Annotated in this window: 22 protein-coding genes, 1 tRNA gene and 1 pseudogene; 12 read left to right on the plus strand and 12 right to left on the minus strand. The window is 52.4% G+C overall.

Going from position 1 to position 25,559, the window contains the following annotated elements:
- Window positions 1-10 precede the first annotated feature (10 nt).
- From ABFZ84_RS09125 to ABFZ84_RS09175, 11 genes are all read right to left on the minus strand, one after another.
- The gene (locus tag ABFZ84_RS09125) at window positions 11-823 is read right to left on the minus strand and encodes a GntR family transcriptional regulator (protein ID WP_369313690.1); all 813 of its coding nucleotides are present in this window, start codon (window positions 821-823) and stop codon (window positions 11-13) included.
- Window positions 824-1,061: 238 nt separating this feature from the next.
- A complete protein-coding gene (locus tag ABFZ84_RS09130) occupies window positions 1,062-1,313 on the minus strand; it encodes a type II toxin-antitoxin system RelE family toxin (protein WP_369313691.1) in 252 nt (83 codons plus the stop codon).
- Window positions 1,314-1,328: 15 nt separating this feature from the next.
- Window positions 1,329-3,926: an N-6 DNA methylase gene (locus ABFZ84_RS09135; RefSeq protein WP_369313692.1), complete on the minus strand. Its 2,598-nt coding sequence runs from the start codon at window positions 3,924-3,926 to the stop codon at window positions 1,329-1,331.
- A gap of 11 nt (window positions 3,927-3,937) precedes the next feature.
- Window positions 3,938-4,888, minus strand: coding sequence for an IS1595 family transposase (locus ABFZ84_RS09140; RefSeq protein WP_369313693.1), 951 nt, complete (start codon window positions 4,886-4,888; stop codon window positions 3,938-3,940).
- 68 nt (window positions 4,889-4,956) lie between these two features.
- Window positions 4,957-5,985, minus strand: coding sequence for a lipid A deacylase LpxR family protein (locus ABFZ84_RS09145; protein ID WP_369313694.1), 1,029 nt, complete (start codon window positions 5,983-5,985; stop codon window positions 4,957-4,959).
- A gap of 115 nt (window positions 5,986-6,100) precedes the next feature.
- Window positions 6,101-7,723, minus strand: a complete 1,623-nt coding sequence (locus tag ABFZ84_RS09150; RefSeq protein ID WP_369313696.1) for a TRAP transporter large permease — start codon at window positions 7,721-7,723, stop codon at window positions 6,101-6,103.
- A complete protein-coding gene (locus tag ABFZ84_RS09155; RefSeq protein WP_369313697.1) occupies window positions 7,723-8,253 on the minus strand; it encodes a TRAP transporter small permease subunit in 531 nt (176 codons plus the stop codon). Before ABFZ84_RS09155 ends, ABFZ84_RS09150 begins: the two co-directional genes overlap by 1 nt.
- 247 nt (window positions 8,254-8,500) lie before the next feature.
- Window positions 8,501-9,616: a TRAP transporter substrate-binding protein gene (locus ABFZ84_RS09160; protein WP_369313698.1), complete on the minus strand. Its 1,116-nt coding sequence runs from the start codon at window positions 9,614-9,616 to the stop codon at window positions 8,501-8,503.
- A 50-nt stretch (window positions 9,617-9,666) separates the two neighbouring features.
- Window positions 9,667-10,008 carry a hypothetical protein gene (locus tag ABFZ84_RS09165; protein ID WP_369313700.1) on the minus strand — a complete coding sequence of 114 codons (342 nt, stop codon included), beginning with the start codon at window positions 10,006-10,008 and terminating at the stop codon, window positions 9,667-9,669.
- Between the two features lie 113 nt (window positions 10,009-10,121).
- Window positions 10,122-10,886, minus strand: coding sequence for an arginyltransferase (locus ABFZ84_RS09170; protein ID WP_369313701.1), 765 nt, complete (start codon window positions 10,884-10,886; stop codon window positions 10,122-10,124).
- A gap of 71 nt (window positions 10,887-10,957) precedes the next feature.
- Window positions 10,958-12,817, minus strand: a complete 1,860-nt coding sequence (locus ABFZ84_RS09175) for an SLC13 family permease (protein WP_369313702.1) — start codon at window positions 12,815-12,817, stop codon at window positions 10,958-10,960.
- A 152-nt stretch (window positions 12,818-12,969) separates the two neighbouring features.
- On the opposite strand from ABFZ84_RS09175, the gene ABFZ84_RS09180 reads away from it, so the two are divergent.
- The 12 genes and pseudogenes from ABFZ84_RS09180 (at window position 12,970) to ABFZ84_RS09235 (ending at window position 24,693) form a co-directional block, all read left to right on the plus strand.
- Window positions 12,970-13,446 (plus strand): flavin reductase family protein, encoded by a 477-nt coding sequence (locus ABFZ84_RS09180; RefSeq protein ID WP_369313703.1) that lies wholly within the window; start codon window positions 12,970-12,972, stop codon window positions 13,444-13,446.
- Complete coding sequence (locus ABFZ84_RS09185) at window positions 13,443-14,312, plus strand: NAD(P)-dependent oxidoreductase (protein ID WP_369313704.1); 870 nt, start codon at window positions 13,443-13,445, stop codon at window positions 14,310-14,312. Before ABFZ84_RS09180 ends, ABFZ84_RS09185 begins: the two co-directional genes overlap by 4 nt.
- Before the next feature lie 181 nt (window positions 14,313-14,493).
- Window positions 14,494-15,837 (plus strand): OmpP1/FadL family transporter, encoded by a 1,344-nt coding sequence (locus ABFZ84_RS09190; protein WP_369313705.1) that lies wholly within the window; start codon window positions 14,494-14,496, stop codon window positions 15,835-15,837.
- Between the two features lie 96 nt (window positions 15,838-15,933).
- The gene (locus ABFZ84_RS09195) at window positions 15,934-17,091 is read left to right on the plus strand and encodes an acyl-CoA dehydrogenase family protein (RefSeq protein WP_369313706.1); all 1,158 of its coding nucleotides are present in this window, start codon (window positions 15,934-15,936) and stop codon (window positions 17,089-17,091) included.
- 41 nt (window positions 17,092-17,132) lie between these two features.
- The gene (locus tag ABFZ84_RS09200; protein WP_369313707.1) at window positions 17,133-17,765 is read left to right on the plus strand and encodes a trimeric intracellular cation channel family protein; all 633 of its coding nucleotides are present in this window, start codon (window positions 17,133-17,135) and stop codon (window positions 17,763-17,765) included.
- Window positions 17,766-17,826: 61 nt separating this feature from the next.
- Window positions 17,827-17,900, plus strand: a tRNA-Gly gene (locus tag ABFZ84_RS09205).
- A 185-nt stretch (window positions 17,901-18,085) separates the two neighbouring features.
- A pseudogene (locus ABFZ84_RS14765) lies at window positions 18,086-18,286 on the plus strand (IS1 family transposase); the annotation flags it as partial.
- A 168-nt stretch (window positions 18,287-18,454) separates the two neighbouring features.
- On the plus strand, window positions 18,455-18,775 hold the full coding sequence (locus ABFZ84_RS09215; RefSeq protein WP_369313708.1) for a hypothetical protein: 321 nt from the start codon (window positions 18,455-18,457) through the stop codon (window positions 18,773-18,775).
- A gap of 141 nt (window positions 18,776-18,916) precedes the next feature.
- Window positions 18,917-19,555, plus strand: coding sequence for an ImuA family protein (locus tag ABFZ84_RS09220; protein WP_369313710.1), 639 nt, complete (start codon window positions 18,917-18,919; stop codon window positions 19,553-19,555).
- On the plus strand, window positions 19,512-20,999 hold the full coding sequence (locus tag ABFZ84_RS09225) for a Y-family DNA polymerase (protein WP_369313712.1): 1,488 nt from the start codon (window positions 19,512-19,514) through the stop codon (window positions 20,997-20,999). The genes ABFZ84_RS09220 and ABFZ84_RS09225 overlap by 44 nt, the downstream gene beginning before the upstream one ends.
- Window positions 20,996-24,253 carry an error-prone DNA polymerase gene (locus tag ABFZ84_RS09230; protein ID WP_369313713.1) on the plus strand — a complete coding sequence of 1,086 codons (3,258 nt, stop codon included), beginning with the start codon at window positions 20,996-20,998 and terminating at the stop codon, window positions 24,251-24,253. Before ABFZ84_RS09225 ends, ABFZ84_RS09230 begins: the two co-directional genes overlap by 4 nt.
- A 74-nt stretch (window positions 24,254-24,327) precedes the next feature.
- Window positions 24,328-24,693 carry a YbaN family protein gene (locus ABFZ84_RS09235; RefSeq protein WP_369313714.1) on the plus strand — a complete coding sequence of 122 codons (366 nt, stop codon included), beginning with the start codon at window positions 24,328-24,330 and terminating at the stop codon, window positions 24,691-24,693.
- Here the strand turns inward: ABFZ84_RS09235 and ABFZ84_RS09240 are convergent.
- Window positions 24,690-25,526: a class I SAM-dependent methyltransferase gene (locus ABFZ84_RS09240; RefSeq protein WP_369313715.1), complete on the minus strand. Its 837-nt coding sequence runs from the start codon at window positions 25,524-25,526 to the stop codon at window positions 24,690-24,692. The two genes, ABFZ84_RS09235 and ABFZ84_RS09240, sit on opposite strands and share 4 nt — an antisense overlap.
- Window positions 25,527-25,559: the final 33 nt, after the last annotated feature.

Consider the following 25,559-nt stretch of genomic DNA (forward strand, 5'->3'; position numbering starts at 1 on the left):
CTAGTTTGGCCTAGGCGTGACGCCATTGCGGGCGATTAGATGATGTCTCTCTGATTAGACGCAGGTTGTATTCATATTGGTCTGGTCGATATAGGCTTATATGATACATGAACGGGACATTGTCTTTGTCATACACGGTGCGCCGTAGTTGAATTAAGGCAGAGCCAATCGGTACATTTAATGCTTCGGCAGTTGCGCCTTGGGCCAACACAGCACTTAACAACTGATCAGCCGCCACAGCGATAAAACCAGTACGTTCGATCTGAAAAAGTAAAGGCTCATCACTAATGTTGTTTTCATCAAGATTGCGCGCCGCGTAAGGGGCAACAAAGAGCCGCGTTAATGAAAAAGGTTCTTCCGTGCTAAATCGAAGGCGGCTGAGGTGAAAACACTCGATCTTTGCATTCAGCCGTAGAGCTTCGGTTACGTCGGAGGGTGGTACCTGCCAACCAATGGATAGATTTTTGACAATAGAGGCAATTCCACGAGTGAGCAGGTTTTCGACCGGGCCTTCAAAAAGAGGTGGATTTTTAGAGGTGTTGTGACCAATCACGACAGTGCGTGCCCCGCGACGACGGCGTACCATTCCCTCTTGCTCAAGTTGGTGTAGCGCGTTCCGAACGGTGATGCGTGAAACACTAAATTGCGCCGTCATTTCATTTTCAGACGGTAGCACTTCCCCAGCTCGAAAATTCCCATCGCGAATCTGCTGCGCTAAAAGAACATATAGTTGATAGTAGGCCGGCACACCGCCACGCTTACTGGGCGCGTTCGTTTTTGTGTTGTTGTCGTGTTTCGCTAATTGCGCGTTTGCCTTTTTCACTATTGTCTCTGGTGTTTCACGCTTTTTCTTTTGAGGGGATCCCAAGAGAATGTTGTAAGTATTGGTTTTGTCGAAACAGTTAAGCAGATATCAGTATCGAATATGATACTAATACTTAATATTGATGCTTATGTAAAACACCAAGTTAGTTTGGTTATGCTTATGTTAAACTGCTTGATTTGTTGATCCGGGAGCCAGAACAGTAATTAGAATTCGGAATTATGCACTTAACAAAGGCTCATAAGAGCCTGTAAGCATTAGCGCGATTTGCTATTTTAAGCACCCGGATCACACTTTTTGCGTCTGGCGCCGTATAGATGATGCGATAGTCACCAAACCGGAGCCGCCAAAGGCCGTCATGGCCCTTGAGTTTTTTCGCCCCGACAGGGCTGGCGTCAGTCTCCAAAATATCGATCTTGGCTGCCACGCGCTTAGCGTCCCTGCCATTTAACGCATCAAGCTGCTTAATGGCGGATGGCTTCAAGATCACCTGATAAGCCAAGGATCAAAGCCTGCGGGCTGCTTTTATATCGACCCACGTAGCGCCGTCGGGCTCGGCTAAGGCAGCCTTAGCGTCGGCAATGTCTTCGGCGTCATCCTCACCGTCCGCCGCTTCACGCGCCGCTATTGCCTCCGGAGAAACCTGCATGAATGCCCGGATGGCCTCCACCGGATCGACGCCTTCCATGGAGAGCGGGTCGCTATCGCGTCCCTTTTTTACTTCCTTTGGACTCTTGGCAGTTTCAACCGGCAAGTACGGCCGCAAACTGGCAGATATGACCTGCTTGGTAATAGTCACCTTATTGGCAACCCATGCAATCAACGCTTTTGATTTTGGCAGTTTGAAATCGGCGATGCGTTGAGGGGTGAGTTTCCGGCCATAGCTGAAACGCCACTTCTCTGCATGGAGGGTCGCCGCAGCCAGCACGAGGGTTGTTTCGTCAACGCCGTCTCTCGGCAAAAGGACAAGGCAATCATCATTTACGGCGCAAGGCTCCAACTGGACAAACGCCTCTCCGATACTTCCTGTCTGCGCGACGGTCACAAAGGGCGGCTCAATTAACTGCGAAAAATCAAGCCAGCCATAGCAGCCATTGTATCCTTCAGTCGGCGAAATAATGAGCGCGGAGCCAGGGACCATGCCGTCTCGGCTATGCAGCTCTTTCATGCCGTAGAAAATCTCAAATGCGCCGCCGACGGTCCCCTTTTTCCTTGGGAGGTCAGCCGCATTTTTAAGCCTCTGACCCTTTAACAAATCACGATAGGGATCAATGCGAAGCTCTCCACTAGCGATCGCCTCGCGTTGTTGAATGACTTCGCGGGCATAGCGCGTATAGAAAGACGCAAGGCGGCGAAGCAATACGTCAACGCCCTCGCGGACTTCATTCTCATCGGGCGCAGCAGACTCAATATATGCACCAGCCGCCCATTCATCATCACCGGACACACTGGCTAGCCCGGAAAACCCCGGCTTTTCAGTCCGATTTAGAACGGCGTCGATGGCATCTGCGCGTTGGTCCGGTTCACTATCTCTTGGAACACGGGCGCTCTTGCGAAGTACGAGTCCGTCGTGATTCAAGCGAACAAACATTGTTTTCTTCTTCGGATCGTGCGCGCGCCCTTTTTCGAGAAGCACAACGGATGTTGTTGCCGATGCAAACGGCTGAAATAACTCATCTGGTAACTGGCAGACTGCCGTTAGCTGGTTCTTCTTCAAGATGCTCTTACGCCACGCGCCCGTAGCCCTCTTAACCAGAATACTCGTCGGCAAAATTACTGCGAGCCGCCCCTTTAGCGCTAGGCCATCAAGGGCTCGATTGACGAAATCTTCGGCGGGCGTATCAGTCTTCTTGTGCGGGAACGGCGGATTCATCAAGACGACGGTCGCTTCGTCTTTTGGAAATTGCGTAGAGGTAAATGCGTCAGCCTGATGTATGCCGGTCGATCCATCACCGCGCAAAATCATGTTGGCAACACTCAGCGCCGCCGTCACCGGCTCGCTCTCAAATCCGATAAGGTGTTCGGCGACAACCCCGACAACTTCGTCGCGTTTCATTTTGTGCTGGCGAAGCATCTTATCCATTGCGGCAATCAAAAACCCGCCCGACCCACATGCAGGATCAAGTACAACGTCATCGATTCCAATATCAGTTACATCAGCCATGAATTGCGCAACGTGGCGCGGCGTAAAATACTGGCCGATGGTGTTCCCGCCGGTGTAGCGAAAAAACGTTTCGTAAAGCTGGCCAAGATAATCATGCTCGGCGGTAAGAACCGACACGTTGAGCCGCTCCAATATGGAGGCGATCCGTCTGGCGTTTTCAGCGAGCTTCACATTCGACTGATCAACGCGAATGCTATTGGCTAATGACGCCTTTCCGGCGCGAACAAACGCCTCTTTACACGCAGAATTTATGTCTTTGAGTATGCTAGCCTTGTCGCGCCGAATTTCAGTGCCTGCAATACCGGCTTGCCATAGCGCAAGCATGATTGCCGCGACAGCGGCAGGCCGTAATTCATCCTTGATGCTCGATTCGCGTAGCAGACGATTGATTTCATCCGCCCGCATAGCCAGCACTTCGGGCGCAGGTACTGAAGGTCTGATTTCCGCCGACTGACTCGGCGCTGAAATTCGGTGAATGTCTTCGCGGTTTGGAATCCAGCCAATAGGCTCTTTATCGTAAGTGACGGGAACCCAGCGCTCACCTTTACGCTTTGCGACACGCAACTCAAATTCATCATTGTCACCCGCCAGCCCAATCGCAAGAGGGTGGTGACCGTCTTTCAAAAAAACGCTAGCGTAATGGATTGCTTCTTTGAGGGCTAACTCAATATCGGCAACGTCGGCTTTGGCCTCAATGATCGCCAAAGGCGCGCGCGAAGATCGATCAACAATCAACGCCTCGGGAATCCCGTAGCCTTTGCCTGTCTTGCTTCCGCCGCGTAGCGATAGCTCAAGCTGCGGATGGCTTCTAAATTCGCTTTGAAACAAAACGTCGCCAATCGGCGGGCGGCGCCGATCCCAACCTTGCGTATCAAGGAGATCGTTTAGGAGATGCTCCGCGCGGCGTTCCGATGACCGTTTTGCGCCCGACCTGGCCACGCATTCCCTCCCTAAACCGAATCGTGATTGAAACTGCCAGACGGACTCTTATAGAGCAACCGTTTTCCTTCGGCCCCCTTAATCGCGAGCCTAGCAGCCTCAAAATCGTTAATTTTTCGCACGTTCCACCGAAAGCTGAACTCATCACAATAACGATGAAGGTGCTGCTTTGAGACGTGGTGAAAGCTGCCTACTACGCCGCGCTTCAAAAGTGCAAAGTATGACTCTGCGGTGTTCGTATGGGCGCCGCCGCGAGCATATTCGCCTTGGCCGTGATTTACGGTGAAGTGTCCCCAACGGAAGTCTTTTCCGATGCCAGAGTATGCTTTCCATTCATCCGTAAGGATCATGGAATCGTGATCAACGTTTTCTCTGATTGCTGTCTTTAAAGTCTTCGCATCAACGCGATCAATCGGTTTGGAGCGCGCGCGACCGTCACGCTCGACCAATACCATTACGGGCGCCTTTTTTGTGCCGCGTCCCTTCTTGGATTTGACGGCGCCAGAACCGCCTTTGGGTCCGCCTTTGCGAGGCTTGCCGCCGACGTAGGTTTCATCAACTTCGACGTGCCCGCTGAGAAGTCCGGCCATCGGCTCTTCTTTCATTGCCAAACGAATCCGGTGCGCCATGTGCCAAGCGGTGCGGTAGGAGCCAAGGCCGAGATCGCGCTGCAACTGACGTGCGGAAATTCCCTTCTTGCTGGAGCAAATCAGATAGAAGGCCATGATCCACTTTGAGAGAGGAATTTTCGACTTGTGCATTACCGTTCCAACGGTGACGGTGAATTGATCTCCACAGCCGCCGCATTCATAAACGCCTGCGCGGGCCTTGCCTTCCTTAATGGGGTAGATGCGGTCAACTGACCCGCAATGCGGACAAATCGGCCCCTCCGGCCAGCGGATGCTTTCCAGCATGGCACGGGCATCATCTTCGCTGAGGCGGGCTACATCTTGTAGGTTCATGGCAGACCCCTATTCCTTTGTTAAAGGATATAGGCATCAAATCTACCTTTGACAAGTGCATAATTCCGTTAGAATTTAACTGAAATGCTTACCGCACCAAATTCTTGTGCATTTTCTTGTTGGGTGAATTCTTTGGTTCGCACAACATAAGTATATGCAATCTGCGCGCGCCGAACTTGCATTGCTATTCCAACCTGAAAATCGCCAAAAAATGTATTGCTGTCTACTGATGGATCACCGTCGCGGAATAGACTGCCGTCAAGAAATATGTTTTGCGCAACTGCAGTGCCGTTTGCACCCGCGAATAAATACCAACTGAATTTCTTTTTGGGTGCGAAGAAACCACTGCCCGCTAATGACGGGCGAACGCGCGGAGGCCCGTAGTCATTCGTAAGATCGGTTCCTAATCGAAACGTAACCCCGACTCGGGCGTTTGTGTGAATGTTACCCACTGACCAGCCAAAACTAGGTGTGGCGTCTGCGCCAAAAGAAGAATCGCCGATAGAAAGTAGCGCTCTCATTTTTCGGTCATAAGAAAGAACCATCCCGAATTCGTTTTTAATCTGATTATCCCAGCCATTTGCAGGATCACCATTGATCAGTTTGTGCCAGTTGTTCTGGACGAATTCGCCTTGAGCACTGGGGCCGACCATTCCGGTTTGGAGCGTAAATTGATCGACGACATTTCGCTGTTCGACGACCACAGTGTATTCGCCATATAGCCAACCTGCATATGGGTGTTGATCAGGTAAAGGTGTTGCGGTGGTGATATCTTGGGGCGTAAAAATAGAATGCCCGATTGCAAAACCGCGCCGAATGCCAGCTTCATCATCTGCGCCAAGAATATTCTCAGCTACAAATTTTGATACGCCGTTGGGTTTCTTAAATCCTGAAATATAAGACATGCGAACGCCATTCGTATAATTGCGATCGGTGTTGGCGAAATAATCATTCTCCCAAACGAATGTCCACGTGCCGCTATTATCATAGGGCGACAGAAACTCTCTCTTAGACTCGTTGTTTTCAGCAAAAACGGAGGTCGTAACGGCGAGGTTTAAAACACACAAAAGCGAAACAAAAAGGCGGGTACGCATCATTTTTCCTAAATATACAAAGCGAATGTTTTGCGGTGATAGCTTGCACGCAGGTAAGCGCAACAGTAATCGCTGCACTATTACCAGTTTGTGAGGAAATTACGGCACAACCGCGGTATCAGCCGTAGAGAATGCTTGGCAACCATGTAGCGAGCTGTGGATATAAAGCGAGAACAGCGAGCGCCAATAGCTGTATAAATATATACGGGATTGCCCCGCGATATATTTGCGAGGTTCTGATCTCGGGTGGTGCAACCCCCCTAAGGTAAAATAACGCAAAGCCAAATGGTGGGGTTAAGAAAGACGTTTGTAGATTGATAGCCATCATGACACCTAGCCAGATCGGGTCGAGGCCAAGCGCTAAAAGAGGTGGACCAACGAGCGGAACGACCACCAGTGTGATTTCAATAAAGTCGAGGAAAAAGCCAAGTAAAAACATCACCAGCATGACAGCGATAACCGCGCCAATGACACCGCCGGGCGTAGCGGCTAGGGCCTCGCGCACTGTGTCATCACCACCCAACCCGCGGAAGACGAGCGAGAAAAGCGCCGCTCCGATTAAGATCGTGAATACCATCGTGGTTACGCGGGCGGTTTGGTCCAGGATCGGGGTTAGTGCCTGTGCTCTAAAGAGTTGAAATAAACTCGCGAAAATCCCCCATGGGGTAAGACCAAACAGAAACAGCGCTACAATGATGCCTGCCGTTTCAATGACGGGCAGATTCTCGCGACCCAATCGTAGATCAAGAAACACCGTTAGCGCTATGAGTCCAAAGATGGCGAGCGTGCACGTTAGGACGGCTGGCTTACCAGCGAGCAAAGCACCACTGGGGGCCAGGCGAGCGCCAGCAATTAAGAGTGCGCCGATTGCGCCGACGCTGGCTGCTTCGGTAGGTGTAGCAACGCCGCCAAGGATGGAACCAAGAACCGCAACAATTAATATGAGTGGCGGCGGGAGGACCTTGAGAGCATCAATGAAGACTTCGCGGCGTGTCCCCATTTCATGAGCCGGAATCGGAGGTGCTTTTTTCGGATGGGTGATTGCGACAAAGACTTGCCACAGTAGATACATTCCCACCAGCAACAGACCGGGTATGAGCGCACCAGCAAAAAGGTCGCCGACGGAAACAGTTTCCGGGGCATAAATTCCCATATCAAGTTGCGCTTTTTGGTAAGCATTGGAAATTACGTCGCCCAATAAGATTAGCACGATTGATGGTGGAATAATTTGACCAAGGGTACCAGCCGCAGCAATTGAGCCAGAGGCGAAGGCGGGGTCATATCCGCGACGCAACATTGTGGGTAGGCTGAGCAACCCCATCGTTACGACAGTCGCGCCAACTATTCCGGTCGAAGCAGCAAGAAGCGCGCCCACAATAGTCACAGATAACCCTAAACCACCGCGAAGGCTGCCAAATAGCTTGGCCATAGCCTCTAATAGCTCTTCGGCAATTTTCGCCTTTTCAAGTATGACGCCCATTAAAACGAACATCGGCACGGCGATTAGCGTAGTATTGGTGACGGAGCCAAATATGCGTGGTGGGAGCGGGCGTAAATAGCTGAGATCAAAGACGCCGAACGTTAAGCCAATCACGGCAAAAATCAGCGCTGTTCCGGCGAGGCTGAACGCGACGGGATAGCCTGCCATCAGCAATCCGCAAAGTAACACCACCATGGCGATATCCAGCCAACCGGCCGCCGCGCAGAAACAGAAACTCACATCACCGAGGACAAAATCCATTATTCTCGCCCCCGCAAAACATTCGCTGCGCGGGTTGCTATCGTAAAGCCGGCCATGATCATTAGAAGAGCAAACATGGGGATTAGGCTTTTAAGAAGGTAAATACCCTGAATGCCAGAACTCTGTGGTGAGCCTTCATTTACCGCCCAAGAATTCCCAACATATGGAGATGCAGTCCACAATAACAGAAGGCATACAGGGAATAGAAGGAAATATGTGCCGAGAAAGTCAATCAGCGCTTTTCGCTTTTCGGAGGCTTCTCCATAGAAGATGTCTACTCGCACATGGTCGTTCGTCAAAAGTGCGTACCCGCCTGCCAACAAGAAAACAGTACCATGCATGTATGTAATGGATTCTTGCATGTATATTTTGTTGATACCAAAAACATAGCGCAGCACCACAATGCCAAATTGAATTAAGGCCATGATGATCAGTAACCACATCACAGTGTGGCCGGTTTTTCGAACGAATTTTTCAATTAGAGGCGTTAATCTGCCTACGAAATCAATGACGCCGCCCATCAAGATCATCACAATCGCTAACAGGGCGAGGCAACCGAAAAAAATAAGGAGCTGTCTCACGTTTGCGGTTAGCGATAAAATAGGAACAAGATAGGCGAACAGCAATCCTGACGCCACAACCCCAAAAACGACAACTACCCATAACGCAGTTGCATGTTTTTCGGACTGTTTGAGAAGTGCCAAGGGCGCCAACAGAATAGGAAACATGATCCCTGCGACTGCCCAATTTAAAATGTCACCGATAAAATTGAGCATCTTAAAGCGAAAACACGTTGCGGCGGATATTCATATACGCTTCGTCAGAGATGCGGCTCCATGCTTGTGATTTTTCTAACGACGTTTTGTAACTCTCAAAAATGCGTTTTGCGATGTCGCTAATTTCTGCGGTTTCTTCAAGGACAATTTTGCTCTCGCGCGCCAATGCAGCCATCACATCATCGGGCATTTGTCGTAATTGCACCCCATGATCATTGACCAACTGATCAAGGGCGGTGGCGTTGTGGTGAATATATTCAGCAATCGATAGATGATTTGCGCGATGGCACGCGCCCTCAATGATCGATTTTTCTTGCAGGTTAAGCTCGTCCCAAACACCTAAATTTACACCAACTGAAAGCTGCGCACCGGGTTCGTGAAATCCAGGCCAGTAATAATACTTAGCTTCGCGGTAGAAACCGAAAGCAAGATCATTCCAAGGGCCTACCCATTCAGTCCCGTCGATGGCACCCGATTGGAGCGCTTGGTAAATCTCTCCACCAGAAAGTGAGACCGCGGCCGCGCCAACCCGTTGAAGTACATCACCGCCAAGGCCGGGCATTCTGATTTTCATGCCTCTAAGGTCCTCGATCGAATTGATTTCGCGCTTATACCAACCGGCCATTTGGTGACCGGTGTTCCCGGCGGCAAATGGCTTAATATTGAATGGCGCGGCCAACTCGTCCCAAAGTTCTTGGCCGCCGCCAAATTCCGTCCAGGCCATAATTTCGTTCGCAGTCATGCCGAATGGAACTGCAGTAAAGAATGCAAAGGCCGGGGATTTGCCGACCCAGTAATATTCGGCTCCATGGTATAGATCGGCGGCACCATTGGATACTGCGTCGAAGCTCTCGAACGCACCGACCAGTTCACCGGCGGAAAATATTCGCACGGTCAAAGCGCCGCCGGACATTTCTGTAATGAATTGGGCTGTGCGCTCTGCCATTGTGCCTAAACCGGGGAAGTCTTTTGGCCAGGTCGTCACCATTTTTAACTCGCGCGACCGGATTGAGCCGGGAATAGCGGCACCACTTGACGGCACGCCGCATTCACACCCGGCAACCAATCCAGCGCTTCCTAATGCGCCAGCCGTGAGTAGCTGTCTTCGTTTTATCATCAGTCGCGGCATCCCCTCCGGCGTGGCGTTATTTTCGCCACTAGTCTTTTTTAGTTTGATGTTTCTTCAGCGCGTTCGCGCATTTTTTCTGTGCGCCAGCGCTCGTAATCGGCTTCTTTTTCCGCGCGGCTTTTGCTTGCACCAATCGCGTCGTCAATCGCCATAGACGAGCCGTTTCCGTTATAGCCCGTAGTTGAGCAAGTGTTTTCAGTGTTGTAGCAGCGCTGAATACATGCTGATCGCGCGGGGCCATCGTTCAAGCCTGTGCAGTCGGCTTGGCATTGGTTTTGTTGGCCTGTGCAGCGATTTTCTGCATATCCAAATGGCGCACTCGTGCATGCACTTAGGAATATGGCGAAAATGCCGAAAGGAATGCTGTTTTTTGGGTCCATCGAGCGGCCTCTCAATCAAGCGAAGCTGCGCAGTTGCAGCGGAGCGTAACCGTACTAGACGCCGCACCCGCCGCAAAGGCCCCAGCAAGTTCCAAATCCAAGAAATAGAGAGATTACCGCGCGCTCGTGCGGTCCATGCGCGTCCAGCCCGTCGCGGTCAGCATTTCAAGTGGCTGGAAGTCCTTTTTGTAGTCCATTTTTGGTGAGCCGTTGACCCAATATCCAAGATAAACATAGGGCAACGCTAGTTCACGCGCTAAGGCAACATGGTCCATAACCATGAACTTGCCCAATCCACGTGCACTCTCGTCAGGCTCGTAAAAGCTATAGACCATGGACAAGCCGTCGGTCAGACGATCGCTAAGGGCAGCCCCAACCAAGCGTTCTTCACCGGTTTCTTTATCGAGCAACCGATACTCTATGATCATTGTATCGACTGTTGTCTCTTCGACCATCGACGCATAGTCGAGCACAGTCATTTCTGCCATGCCGCCGTCGCTGTGACGCGTATCAAGATATCCGCGTAGCATGGAAAATTGTTCGCTCGTCGCGCGAGGGGCGCGGATACTGCGGATGAGGTCCGCATTTTTTGAAAGAGTTCTACGGCGAGATTTTGAAAGCTCGAAATCATCCGCGACAACCCGAACGGGCACGCAAGCGTTACAGCTTTCGCACGCGGGCAAATAAATCAGGTTCTGTGACCGTCTAAATCCGCGCCGTGTCAGCAATGCATTTGTGGATGGAGCGCCTTCTCCTGATAGGTAGGAGAAAATTTTCCGTTCTTTGTGGCCCTTTAGATAAGGGCAGGGTGCCGGCGCGGTGATATAAAACTCACCACCGTCAATTCCGAACCGTCGCGCGAAATCTTCATTACTCATGACATCCAACTTAAGGGATAAACCTTAGCGGTCGATTAGCGTATTCGCAATGAATCGGTTCTTTCTAGGTGTCAATTCAACCCATAATAGAATGGCGCAACCGCTGTGTAGACAATCCAGAGTAAAATAATGAGGGGTCCACCAACGACGAGGAAGTCCTTGAATTTGTAATGGCCCGGCGTCATGACCAACAAATTTGTTTGATACGCAATCGGCGTCGCGAACGAGCAGTTTGAACCAAATATTACGGTTAACACCAAAATATGCTCGTTCATCCCTAATTGTTGGGCGGCCGCAACAGCAACCGGAGTAAAGAGGACCGCAGTCGCATTGTTTGATAAAACATTTGTGAGCGCTGCGCACATGATGAAAAACGCGGAAATCAGCACCGTTGGCCCAAATGACCCGGCGCTCATCGCAAGCGCTTCACCGATAAATGCCGCGCCGCCAGTTCGTTCAAGCGCAACACCCATTGCGAGCGAAGCACCAATCAACAAATAAATACGCCGATCGATGGCGCGTGCGGCCTGTCGGACGTTCAAACAGCCAGCTGCGACCATGGCTGTCGCCCCGGCAATCGCAGAAACCGCAATGGGGGCTAGGCCACTCGCGGTAAAGGCAATGACAGCCGCAAAAATGAGCGCGGCGACACGAGCGTTTCTTTGATCGGGCAAACCTTGCATCGACCATTCCAGCAGTAGAATGTCGCGATCTGCGCGCAGCGCACGAATGTCTTTGATGTCGCCAAGAATGAGGAGAACGTCCCCGGCCTCCAATCGAATGGTGTTCATTTGCGTTCGGATCATACGGCTGCGCCGCTCAATTCCGAGTATCACGCAATTGGTTTGTGCATGAAAACTGATTTGGGCCACTGAACGGCCGATTAGTCGCGAGCCGGGGGCAACAATGGCCTCAACCATCGTGAGTTGCGTAGAGCGCTGAACGGAACCGTCTTCTTCATCGGCGATTGATGTTTCGGCCATCAGCCCTTCAAGCATTTCCGGGTTTGATTTTAACAAAGCAGTGAGGGCAGACCGTGTGGCGGCAACAATCACAACATCACCAGACCGGAACGTGAAGTCTTCGAACGGCGGTAAGATCGCGCGTTCGCGCCGTTGGATCATACGCACAGTAATGTCTGGCAGGTCCACAAAAAGCCCGGCAACGGGGCCAATACCGATCAGCGGGTGGCCGCGATTGATTTCAATTTGAGCGATGAAATGCTTGCCTTCGCGTTCGCTTGCTCCCGTTTGATTGGGGTTCTCGCGCGCAGGCAACAGCCAACGTCCGGCCGTCAACATATATAAAATGCCTGCGCCAGCCAGAATAAGCCCCATCGGGGTTAGCTCGAAAAAGCCAATTTCTCCGCCGGTTGTTGCGCGATAGGATTGCGCTGCCAGCAAGTTTGTGGATGAACCGATCAGCGTCGTCATGCCGCCAAGAATGGAGAGGTATGACAACGGCATCATGAAACGAGAGACGCGAATTTTACTCTGTTGCGCGATCGCTGCCATGATCGGAATGAACATCACCACCACAGGTGTATTATTCAAGAAGGCGCTAACCACCATGATGAAGAGGAAAACGAGACCGGTTACAAGAACAGGGCGCTTGTCAAAGGCACGCAACAAATATTCCGTGGGGTGTTCAAGCGCTCCCGCCTGAAACATCCCTTGACCGATGATCAGCAAACCTAAAATGGCGAATAGAGCAGGGCTTGCAAAACCGGCCAGCAATGTCTCGGTCGAGAGGATGTTCGCCCCTCGGGATTCCATCGGCGCAATTAGGAATAGAATTAATAGTCCAACGATCGCGCCAGCAGAAATCAATTCAAGCGGAAAGCGATCGAGTGTGTATAACACAATCGTAACGGCGATAATCGCCATAGTGGCCCACATCTGCCATGGGGCTGAAAGGAAAATTTCCATCATATTAGAGTGTCGTGCCCCGGCACGTTTGTGAAGAGTGCTGCCCCAGAGAGTATCGTCATGTGTTTGTATTTTCGCGTTTTGATGCTAACGCCACAAGTCCTAATTGCTTGGTTTTGGCGTGACGGTGCCAAAGCGGGCGGAAAGACTAGTATATGACCGACAAATACAGGCCGCTGAAAGACGCATTCGGACGTTTCGCAACCGGAATTGCTGTGGCTACATGTCAAAATGACGATGGCCGGATGACGGCGATTACTGTAAATTCCTTTACGTCCGTTTCGCTCGAACCCCCATTAGTTTTGTGGTGTCTCGATAATCGAGCATCGACCTATAGCGCGTTTATGTCTTCTGACAGCTATGGTGTGAGTATTTTGAGAGCCGACCAGCGTACCGAATCTGATCGCTTTGCCCATTTTGCAGGACCGGATATAACTGAAGAAGAGATTGAGCGTTGGGATACTGGCGCACCGATATTAAAAGAACGTCTCGCCGGATTTGATTGCAAACTCGTGGCTCGGCATGATGCTGGTGATCACGTGATTTTAATCGGCGAAGTTGTTAAATTTGATAGTGTGGTGGGTGAACCACTCGTTTATTTTTCAAGCAATTATATTCCGGATTCTGAATGATGACACAAAAAGTTGCATTTTTAGGCTTGGGCGTAATGGGGTATCCGATGGCGGGGCATTTAGCCCGGTGCGGATATGATGTGACGGTATACAACCGCACTAACACCAAAAGCGAAGCATGGGCGAAAGAACACATAGGTAGGGCCGTTGCCTCTCCCGCTGACGCGGTGGTTGGCGCGGATTTAGTGTTTGCATGTTTGGGCGATGACAATGACGTAAGAGAAGTCATTGGTCAGGCACAGGACCAGCTAAAACCCGGCGCTATCATGGTTGACCATACAACTGCGTCCCCAACGTTAGCGCGTGAGCTTCACGAACAATTGCGCGCTCAAGATATAGGGTTTGTTGACGCGCCGGTATCTGGCGGTCAAGCGGGTGCCGAAAACGGCAAGCTTTCCGTCATGTGCGGTGGCGCGGAAGAGCATGTTGAAGCCGCGCGTCTAGCGATTGAGTCTTTTGCTGCACGTATTGTGCACATTGGACCAGCGGGCCACGGTCAGCTTTGTAAAGCGGTCAATCAGATTTGTATCGCAGGTTTGGTGCAAGGGCTTTCTGAAGGCGTCCATTTTGCTGAGCAAACAGGCATTGATATCAACAAAGTGCTGGAAGCAATCTCTGGTGGCGCAGCACAAAGTTGGCAAATGGAAAACCGTGCAAAAACTATGGCCGCTGATGAATTTGAGTTCGGCTTTGCGGTTGATTGGATGCGTAAGGATTTACGAATTGCCCTTAATGAAGGTCGCAAAAGCGACGCGCGATTGCCCGTGACTGCTCTGGTTGATCAGTTCTATGCTGACGTTCAGGCAATGGGCGGTGGGCGTTGGGATACGTCCAGCCTTGTTCGCCGTTTAAAAGCACGCGACTAAAATCGAGCTGATTCGCTAATTTAATCGTTAATAATTTCTTGCAAGCCTTTGTTACAGCGGCTCATTTTTCTTGACCCGTATTCATGCTATTTAAATGTAGTTGCGTGAGTTTGCCGACAAAATTCGGCAGGCCGATTGAGGGTCTGTCGCTTGAGCACACACGGTAAAAAGGCTTTTCAATATGTATAAGAATGTCGCGACGGGCGTGATGTCTTTTGGCGCAGCACTGTTGTTAACATCAACTTCCGCTATGGCATCTGCATTCGCGTTGAATACGCAAAGCGCAGAAGCGCTTGGTGCTGCCACGGCGGGCGCGAGCGCAACACAAGCGACGCCGGGGAACGCTTATTTCAATCCCGCAGCAATCGTTGGTGTTGACGGGGCAGAAAGCTCGTTCAGCGTAATCGGTGTGTTCAATGATACTTCGTATGAGAATGCTGAGGGCCTTCTATTCGGCACCGTTCCTGTCGCAGGCGATACGAGTGGCGAGGCGGTTATTGGTGACGGCGTTTTTCCGACTGGTGCGTTTTCGACAAAGTTGAGTGATCGTGTATTCGCGGGCGTCGCTATCTATGCGCCATTTGGTTTTAATACGTCGTATGATGATACGTCCGTCATGCGTTATCATGGGACCTTTTCGCAAGTTGTTTCTGGCTCGATCTCGCCAATCCTCGGTATTCAAATTGCTGAAGGGTGGTCATTGGCTGGTGGCCCGCGTCTCCAATATCTTAACATGGACATTGAGGGCGCAACCGACGCGGCAGGGGCTGCGGCTGCACTTTTGATGGATGGATCAGTTCCGGGAACGGATGATTCATTCTTTGATATTTCTGCGGACGATTGGGGTTTTGGCTATAGCTTTGGCCTTCAGGGAACATTGTTTAACGGCATTCAATTCGGGGTGAGTTTTACATCTAAAATCGAGCACGATTTAAATGGTGATGTTGATTTCGATATTAGTCAGTCTACGGCGGCACAAAACTTGGCGCTAGCCGCCGGGCTATTTCAAGATGGGCCGATTTCCATCGGACTTACGACGCCAGCGAATATTCAAATCGGTGCGGTGGTGCCGGTGTCAAATCGGGCTCGTGTACTTGCGTCCGCCGTTCAAACGCGCTGGTCGAGCTTCGATCAGTTGATGACTGATTTTGAAAGCCCACTTCAACCGGATGAAATCATCACCCAAAACTGGAAAAATTCCTGGTCTGGTGCGTTGGGATTAGAATCCGATTTGACGGGTCGAGATACAGTGCGTTTCGGTGCGATGTATGAGGATGATCCGGCGAACCCCGCATTCTCCTCGCCCCGGGTGCCGGGCGCAAAGCGCGTATGGCTAGCGGCAGGGTATTCCCGCGACCTGTCCGAACGCGCTAAGTTGAATTTGGCATTGTCCTACGTGTTGAGTGACGAATTGCCGATTGATCAATCTGGTGCCTATCCGGAAAACCTTTTTCGCGGCTCCACACAAGCAGATGTAAATATCAACGCGCTCCTTATTGGTGTTGGTATTGATTGGCGCTTTTAAACTCTGAACAATCCTAACCGCTAGCTGCGCGAAACCGTTGCCGCTAGCGGCGCGCTGTGCGAATTTCCAGCAAAGTCACAATGCTGGAGTGAAGCCATGGCCGTATTACAAACCGAAACACCCTCTTGGAAAACTGATGATCTTGTCCTGTTTGAGGACGAAATCGCCAAATTCTTTACGCGTGAACTCGCGCCCCATGTAGAGGATTGGCGCGACAAAGGCTGCGTGGATCGTTGGGCATGGAACAAGGCCGGCGAAGCTGGATTGCTGTGTATGTCCATGCCCGAGGAGTATGGTGGCGCAGGTGGTCATTTTGGCCACGAACAGGTTTTTATTGAACAGCAATGTATGGCCGGTGTCGAAGGGTTTGGTGCGGCGCTTCATAATTGTATCGTCGCTCCGTACATCCTGCATTATGGAACAGAGGAACAAAAAAAGCGTTGGTTGCCGCGTATGGCATCGGGCGAGTTGGTCGGTGCGATCGCCATGAGCGAGCCCGGCACAGGCTCGGACCTTCAAGCGGTACGAACAACGGCGCTGAAAGAAGGCAATCAATATGTTTTGAATGGTCAAAAAACGTTCATTACAAATGGTCAGACTGCGAACATTATTATTGTGGTTTGCAAAACAGACCCCAAAGAAGGCGCAAAAGGCGTCTCGTTGATGATTGTCGAGACAGATGAGGTTGACGGATTTGAACGCGGTCGCAATTTGAAAAAACTCGGCAACAAAGCCCAAGACACATCCGAGCTATTCTTTACCGATGTAAAAGTTCCAACCGAGAACCTTCTTGGCACAGAAGAGGGGCAGGGCTTTATTCAGCTCATGCAACAGCTTCCCCAAGAGCGCCACCAAATCGCAGTGCAGGGAATGGCCGGAATTGAACGTGCGCTTCAGTTGACAATCGAATATACAAAAGAACGTCAAGCCTTTGGTCGACCGGTAATGTCTTTCCAGAATACCCAATTCAAACTGGCGGAGTGTAAAGCACGGGCGACGATGGCGCGGGTGTTTGTTGATTATTGCACGGGCCAGTTGATCGAAGGCAAGCTCGATGCGGTTACTGCGTCGATGTCAAAAATGCTGATCTCTGACCTTGAGAACGAAATCATCGACGAATGTCTCCAGCTGTTCGGTGGCTATGGTTATATGGATGAATACCCGATCAGCCGTATGTATGCCGATGCACGGGTTCAGCGGATTTATGGCGGCACCAACGAAATCATGAAGTTGCTGATCGCGCGGTCGCTCTAGGGCGCTTGTCGGAACCTATTGAATCGGCGCAAGGCTGAACCATGGACACGGTTCAGCTTTTCAGTGCGCTTACAACAATCGGCCTGTTTGTGTTCGCCATTTCTGGCGCACTTACGGCCCTGCGCAACGACATGGATATTTTCGGCGTGGCGATGATTGCGTTCGTCACGGGCGTCGGTGGCGGCACGATCCGCGATGTCATGCTCGGGTCGTTCCCGGTGTGGTGGATCGCCAGCCCCTCTGCCGTGTTCATTTGTCTAGCGGGTGCGGCGGTCGCCATTTTGGCGCAACCCCTGATCGATTCGCGGTTAAAGGCACTGATCTGGGCCGATGCCGCTGGTTTGGCTGTGTTCTCTGTCCTTGGGGCACAGGCGGCTTTGGCTGTCGATGCGCCGGCGGTGATTGCGATTTTCATGGGCGCTGTGACGGCCACGTTTGGCGGTGTCGTTCGTGATGTGTTGTTGAATGAACCACCCCTGATCCTGAAGCAGGATATTTATGCGACAGCCGCGCTTATTGGGGCGGCGGTCTATGTCGGGCTGTTGGCGCTGGGCGTGGGGACAAATTTTGCGGTGGTCACGGCGTCAATCGCGACCTTTGCCATTCGGGGTGCGGCCATAATCTTTGATATTCCGTCGCCAAAATACGCACGACCGCGAAAATCAGAACAATAGGCAGTCATTCTGGCCTTGCACGACCCGGGATTTTTGCTATCTAAGGCGGCTCTTGGATAACGCGGGTATAGCACAATGGTAGTGCAGCAGCCTTCCAAGCTGAATATGCGGGTTCGATTCCCGCTACCCGCTCCAGAACACTATTCTATAGCGTTCGACAATGACCGGTAAAGACCGGAATAATCTAATAATATCAACGCATTTGCCGTTCGATTCAGTTCGGGAGAGAGCGATAGAGACCGGTGGCAACCCGACCCTCAACGGCGCACGATACACAAATGGCAAATGTCGTTCACAACCAACTGTCGATTGCAAAAATTCGAGCGCTCAATCGCATTCAGTTAACAACGGATGGTCATGCGGCCTATTTATAAGCTGTCGAAGGGGCGTTCGACGGCGATGTTGATTATGCGACGCTGGTTAAGCTGTACGGCGAGCCAAAAGATGCAAGTCAGGAACGCCGTTACAGCCTCGGCGAATGCTGCGGTATCTGTATGGACGTTTTTGAAGGCGAGCCTGATAAGAAGACCTTAACTTCATAAGATTGAGTAGTATCTCAGTTTGAATTTTGGCGAGCTGGCTTCTGTCAAAACTTACCCTCGGCCGCCAAACGTCGATAGGCAAATACTCGCCAAAGACGGACATTCGTCATTTTCTTAAAAATTGACGCAACTTTTGGATAATTAGGCATGACCCAAAGGAACCAACTCACTAAAGGCCTCAAGCAAAGAGTGATGTGCGTTGAAAATAAAAACGGCGACATCGACGGCATGGCCGCGCGAATTGGATGGGTGACATTCTCAAAAACGGGCAAGTCTGTGTACTACAGGGGGCGGACGCTCGCCAAAGCCAATGGTGTTGCCGGTAATTTCATGGATGTTGATAGCCGTGAAGAGTACTGGATTTCGGGCGTCAAGAAACGCGGTTCCAATGTCCATTGGGCGGAGAGCGTCGAGGTTTTGATAGATGACGATGCCCATGAAGAATACAAAAGGCTTAAGTCCGCTTAGGGCCAATAGGTGACGTTTCTTTCGGCGGCGCAGTTGGCTAGCTTCAGCCCAAACGCAGACATACCAAATTCAAACTGAGACACTGCCGCAGATTGGCCGCCCTTGACTCTTTAAATTGATTTGGAACAAAATAAGAACATTATGTCACCGCATGTCTGCATAAATGGCGCTAAGTTAAGTGCGTTTGAGAGTATTACGCCCAAAAAACATGGGGTTGTGAGTATTGGCTCCAATCTCTCGTTGGCTTGCGGGCGCGTCCATGAGGCGATGGGCGATGCGGCGGACATGTTCGCAGTGGCTCTCGCGGCCCATGCCAAGGGCCCTGTAGTCTGGATCGGCCGGTCTGTCGATGTGGGTTCCTTGGCACCCACTGGCTTTCAGGAGTTTTTCGACCCAACGCGCGTTGTTACGGTGACTTGCGTCTCGCGCCAGGAAACGCTTTGGGCGACGGAACAAGCCCTCCGCTTGCCGGGTACCGCCTGCGTCGTCGCCGAGCTTGGGGACGGGCCTGACCTTCAAACAAGCAGGCGGTTGCAAATCGCAGCGGAAGAAGGCGGTGCCCTTGGCGTCATTTTGATTTCAGGGCGCGCCCAGACCTCCGCCGCGCAAACGCGATGGCAATGTGATCCGATTACGGATGAAGACGCCTTCTGGGGTTGGCGTCTTGTCAAAAACAAAAACGGGAAGGTGGGTTTCTGGCGCGTCGGGTGGGCGCCGGATGACGGGAGAAACGATCATGCGCAGGGTTTTGTCCTTGTGGCTGCCGCAGCTGCCGCTTGACCGGCGCGTGCGCATCGGTGACCTGCGCACAGAAGGGCCGTTCGCGATTATCGCAGAGATGAAGAACGCCTGGCGGCTAACGCACGTCAACAGACCTGCTCGCCGCGCCGGCATAGCGGAGGGGCTTTCGCTGCCGGACGCTCGCGCCATCTGTCCTGACTTGTTTGTCGAACCCGCTGACGAAATCCGTGATGCTGCACTCCTTCGGGCGCTTTGGCGGTGGGCGGATTGTTTATCTCCACGCGTTTCGATTGATCCGCCGGACGGATTGCTGCTCGACATCTCCGGCTGCGCCCATCTCTTTGGCGGCGAAGGGGCTATGGGGCGGCATACGCGCCAGCGACTTGGCGATATGCAGATTCACACACGGATCGGCATTGCAGACACCAAAGGCGCGGCCCGGGCGCTCTCGCGATTTGGCAAAACGGGGGTGGCCATCGCGGCACCTGGTAAAACCAATGAAGCCCTCAAAGACCTGCCTATCGCAGCACTTGATGCTGAAGGCGATATTGCAAGTGAACTCGCGCGCACCGGTCTGAAAACCATCGGGCAACTCTATTCTGTGAAATCGAGCGAACTGGCGCGGCGATTTGGGCTCGATTTGACCCGCGCGCTCGGTTGCACGCTTGGACAGGAACCCGACCCGTTAACGCCGGCGGCGGCTGATCCTATTTACGCTGCGCGCATGACGCTACCGGAACCGATTGGATTAAAATCCCAAATTGAAGACGTGTTAAAGCGTCTCGCCGCTTCAGTTTGCGGCCGGTTGGAAGCAGAACAAAAAGGCGCCCGGCGCTATCTCTTGACGGTGCGGTGCGTTGACACCGGCGATCATGTCTTGTCCGTCGGCTTCGCCCGGCCTTGCGCTGAGCCCGCATCGGTCTTGCAACAGTTTTCCCATTCGCTTGATCAGTTGAAGATCGAATTTGGTGCCGACTGGTTTCGCCTTGTCGCCGAGCATGTGGAACCGATTCATCCGAAACAGTCGACGCTTGGAAAAGAAGCGCAAGAGGAAGATAACACTGCAAGGATTATTTCAATGCTCGGCAACCGCCTTGGCTTCGATCATGTACGCAAATTCCAGCCATGCGATGCGCATTTGCCGGAACGCGAATTTGAAAGCATGGAGGCGGTCGACAAGGAGTTCGATCCCGTTTGGAAGCAGGCACCGCGCAAGCGTCCGCTCAGACTCTATAAAACGCCGGAGCGATTACGCGCATTGGAGCCCGGCCGCCCACCCAAACAGTTTGAGTGGCGGCGAAAGTCCTACGCGACGAAATCGGCAAAGGGTCCCGAACGCCTGACGGCGGAATGGTGGCGCGAGGGGGATATGAAGACGCGGGACTATTGGGCGGTGCAAACTGCGAATGGTGCGCGCCTCTGGCTTCTTACCTATCCCGGTGAGGCCGAACCCAACTGGTATGTGGCGGGGAAGTTCCCATGAGCTATGCGGAGCTTTTCGTCACCAGCAATTTTACGTTTTTAACCGGTGCTTCCCATGCTGAAGAACTGGTTGCGCGCGCAGCAGAACTGGACTTAAGCGCCATCGCTATCACCGACAAAAACACCTTGAGCGGTATCGTTCGTGGGCATGGCGCGGCGAAGGAACTTGGCGTTCGTTATATTGTGGGCGTGCGCCTTGTCTTGACGGATGGCGCGGAGATTCTTGCCTACCCGAAAAACCGAAATGCATTCGGCCGCTTGTCGCGTCTTTTAACTCTCGGGAAATGCCGAACCGTAAAGGGTGAATGTGAACTTGAACTCGCCGATCTTTTGGAGTGGGGCGAGGGATCGATCCTGATTGCGCTTAAAGCACCGGATTTTAGCAGCATTGTGACAGCACTCACCGCGGCCTTTTCAGAAAACGTGTTTGTCGGTCTCGTCCCCCGATATGACGGCGAAGACGAAGCCCGATTCGCAGCGCGCGCTATGCAGGCCGAACAGTTCGGCGTCTGTATCGTCGCGCTGGGTGATGTCCTGATGCATGAGAGCGCCCGCATTCGCCTCGCCGACATTCTTTCCTGCATTCGCGAAAAAACCACCATCGATAAATTGGGACGTCTTGCGCAGCCCAACGCCGAGCGTCGTCTCAAATCCGAATTTGAAATGCGGCGTCTGTTTAACCCGTATCCAAACGCCATCGCGAATACCGCCGCCATTGCGGAACAATGCAAATTTTCACTTGATGAACTGCAATATGAGTATCCGGACGAAGTGACTGATGGCGTTGAGCCGAACGCCCGGCTGCGCAATCTCACAGAAGAAGGTCTCGAACGGCGCTATCCTGATGGAACGCCGCTCAAAGTCCGGGCGATGGTGGAAAAAGAACTGAAACTCATCGCCGAGCTTGACTATGCGCGCTATTTTTTAACAGTCCACGACGTTGTCGCCTTCGCCCGCTCAAAAAATATTTTCTGTCAGGGGCGGGGGTCGGCGGCGAACTCCGTCGTTTGTTACGCCCTTGGCGTCACGGAAGCCTCGCCCGAAACCATCACCATGGTATTCGAACGGTTTATTTCCGAAGCGCGCAATGAACCGCCGGATATTGATGTCGATTTCGAGCATGAACGGCGTGAAGAAGTCATCCAACACATCTATGAAAAATATGGTCGTGAACGCGCTGGCATCTGTTCAACTGTCAGTCACTTCCGGTCGCGGCGCGCCATCCGCGAAGTCGGAAAAGCGATGGGATTATCGGTTGACGCCGTCGCCGCCCTTTCAAGTCAGGTTTGGGGTATTTCAAATGTGGGAATTGGTGATGAACGCGCCAAGGCGGCGGGCCTCGATATAAAAGACCGCCGGTTACGCCAGACCCTCGAGCTCACCAAGGAGATCATCGGCTTCCCCCGGCATTTGTCGCAACATGTCGGCGGCTTCGTCATCACCTGCGGACGCCTGGACGAACTTTGTCCAATTGAAAATGCGGCCATGGAGGACCGCACGGTTATTGAATGGGACAAGGACGATATTGATGCTCTCGGCATACTGAAAGTCGATCTCCTCGGCCTCGGCATGCTGACTTGCATCCGCAAGAGCTTTGATCTTTTGAAAACCTGGAAAGGAGAGCGTTATACGCTGGCGACATTGCCTCAGGAAGACGCGCGCGTTTACGATATGCTCTGCGAGGCTGACACCATCGGCGTCTTTCAGGTTGAGTCCCGCGCCCAGATGAATTTTTTGCCGCGCATGCGGCCACGCACCTTTCAAGATTTAATCGCAGAAGTGGCGATCATCCGGCCGGGGCCTATTCAGGGCGACATGGTGCATCCCTATATTCGCCGCCGCCGCGGAGAAGAGCCTGTAGTGTTTCCATCGGAGGAGCTGAGAGAAGTTTTAGAACGCACTTACGGTGTACCGCTTTTTCAAGAGCAGGCGATGCAGATCGCCATTGTTGCTGCCGGTTTCACGCCGACCGAAGCAGATGCATTGCGACGTGCGCTTAATGGGTTTCGGCGGCAGGGTGCTGTTGAAGATTTCAAAACCCGATTTATCGAGGGTTGTCTAGCGCGCGGGTACGAACAGACCTTTGCGGAAAACTGCTTCAAACAGCTTGAAGGTTTTTCAAGTTACGGGTTTCCAGAAAGTCATGCGGCGAGTTTTGCGCTTCTTGTTTACGCATCCGCCTGGATCAAGTGCCATCATCCTGAAGTTTTTTGTTGTGCACTTTTGAATTCGCAACCCATGGGGTTTTACGCGCCGGCGCAAATCGTTCGCGATGCGCGGCAGCATGGCGTCAAGGTCTATCCAGTCTGCATTGAGCGCAGCTATTGGGATAGCGTCCTTGAGATCGACGGTGATGGATCGCTCGCAGTTCGGCTTGGGTTCAGGCAGATCAAAGGGTTCAATGAAGAAGACGGGCATTGGCTTGCGGCCGCACGCGGTAATGGCTATCGCTCCATTGATGCTGTATGGCGGCGCGCGGGATTGGGACGCCGCGCCCTGGCAAAGCTCGCCGGTGCCGACGCTTTTGCCGAATATGGCGTTTCCCGCCGGGAAGGACTGTGGACAGTCAAAGGTCTCGGCGGCGACAAGCCTCTGCCGCTGTTCGAACAGGACGGCGAGGGGCTGCCGGCGGTTGAAACCAAACTGCCTGTTATGAGCCGCAAGGAAGAAGTTTTTGAAGATTATGTCGCGACGCGATTGACGCTCCGCGAGCATCCAGTAGCGCTTTTGCGGCAGGATATGCGCGCATTCAAAAGCGCTGATAAATTGCGTGAAACGCCCGACGGCGAATGGGTCAATGTCGCCGGGCTCGTCATTACGCGTCAACGGCCAGGGACGGCGAGTGGCGTTATCTTCATTACGCTCGAAGACGAAACGGCAGTTTCCAATATTGTTGTTTGGCCAAAAGTCTTTGAAAAATTCCGCAAGGAAGTAATGGCGGGCAGGTTGTTGCGCATTAGCGGCAGGCTGCAACGAGAAGGCATTGTCACTCATGTGATCGCAACGAGGATTGATGATTACTCATATTTGCTCGACACGCTGGGTGATCACATCGATCCGACCTACGACAATGCCGACGAAGCAAAACGTCCAAACCCGGAACATCGTACAGGGCCGCAGAGCCGCCCCCGAACGCCGCTGTCGGAAACGATTACGGTTGAGTTGCAACGCGCCAGTCACGCCCGCTACGGTGCCGGCGCGCGCCATCCGCGCGAGCAGGCCAAGAAGCTGTTTTATAGCCGCGATTTTCATTGACATTTTGTCCCTGAAATTGTGATCCTTCGGCTCTCGCTACCCGCTCCAATTCTCCCTTTCATTCAGGCGATAACATGAAACGCGGATTCTGGTTTTCGATTGGGCTATTGGCACTCGCGGCTGCTGTCGTTGGTGTGGTGTTGCCGCTATTGCCGACGACGCCGTTTTTGCTCGTCGCGGCGTTTGCATTTGCGCGGTCATCGCCGCGTATGCACAAATGGTTGGTTGAACACGCAGTATTTGGGCCGTTCATCAATGACTGGCGCGATCACGGGGCAATTAGCGTGGGTGCGAAAATATGGGCCGTTGTTTCGATGGTGGCGGTATTTGGTATTTCGATTTTGCTAGGTGCACCGATAATTGCCTTATCGGTGCAAGTAATTGTTCTTTCGGTTGTTGCGCTGTTTATCTTGTCGCGGCCATCTGGCCCAGCGGGTTAGTCTTTGGTTGCGCTTACAATCCATGCGGCACCACCAAGATCGACCGTACCCTGATCATTGATTTTGGATGCTAGAACCTCTCTGACAATGCCATCCACGATTGCCGGGTCCGCCTCTAGCAATTCGGCGAGCTTGCGCGCCGGGCCGTTTCGAGAAACGAATTCAGCCGCTTTTTCGACATTATCACCGGGGATCGCCAGCTGGTCGCGCCATGGTGTGATTTCTATGTTGTGCCAGCCAGCCTCGGTCAGAATGTTTTTAACGCGGTCTTTGTCAGCAAAGGCGAACGGGCCGGGGGCGTTGGGGTCCGTCGGGGGTGGCATTTTTTGAAGTTTCGCAATAATCGCAGCGACCGGCCCGGCAAGCCATTCATTTTCACTAAGTGATTGCCAGCAAGCGAAGCTCAATCGGCCTTTTGGTTTGGTCGCCGCGCTGATGTTTCGAAATGCGCTGGTCGGATCGTCAAAGAACATAACGCCAAAACGCGATGCGATTGCGTCAGCGGGGTTTTCTGGTAGCCAGCTTGAAGCATCTGTGGTCACGAAGTGTGTTTGCTGTTGGCTTTCCGCCCTTGATTTTGCAAGGTCGATGAGGGGGTGCGAGATGTCAACACCGATGACAGAACCTGTGGCACCAACACGCTCCGCCAGATCAAGGCTGAGGTCACCCGCACCACAACCAATATCAATGACGGTTTCCCCGCTGCTTAATTCTAGTCGATCAATGACCAGTTTTTTGAACGGTGCAAGTAACGTGTCGAGTTCTTGATTATCGGCAACCCAACGATTGCCGCCGTCATTGTTCCAATAGTCACTTTGTTCTGTGTTCGACATTTAACTCTCTTTTGGTTGGGGGATCTATCAATC

The organism is Hyphococcus lacteus (genome assembly GCF_041058985.1).
Lineage (GTDB): Bacteria > Pseudomonadota > Alphaproteobacteria > Caulobacterales > Parvularculaceae > Hyphococcus > Hyphococcus lacteus.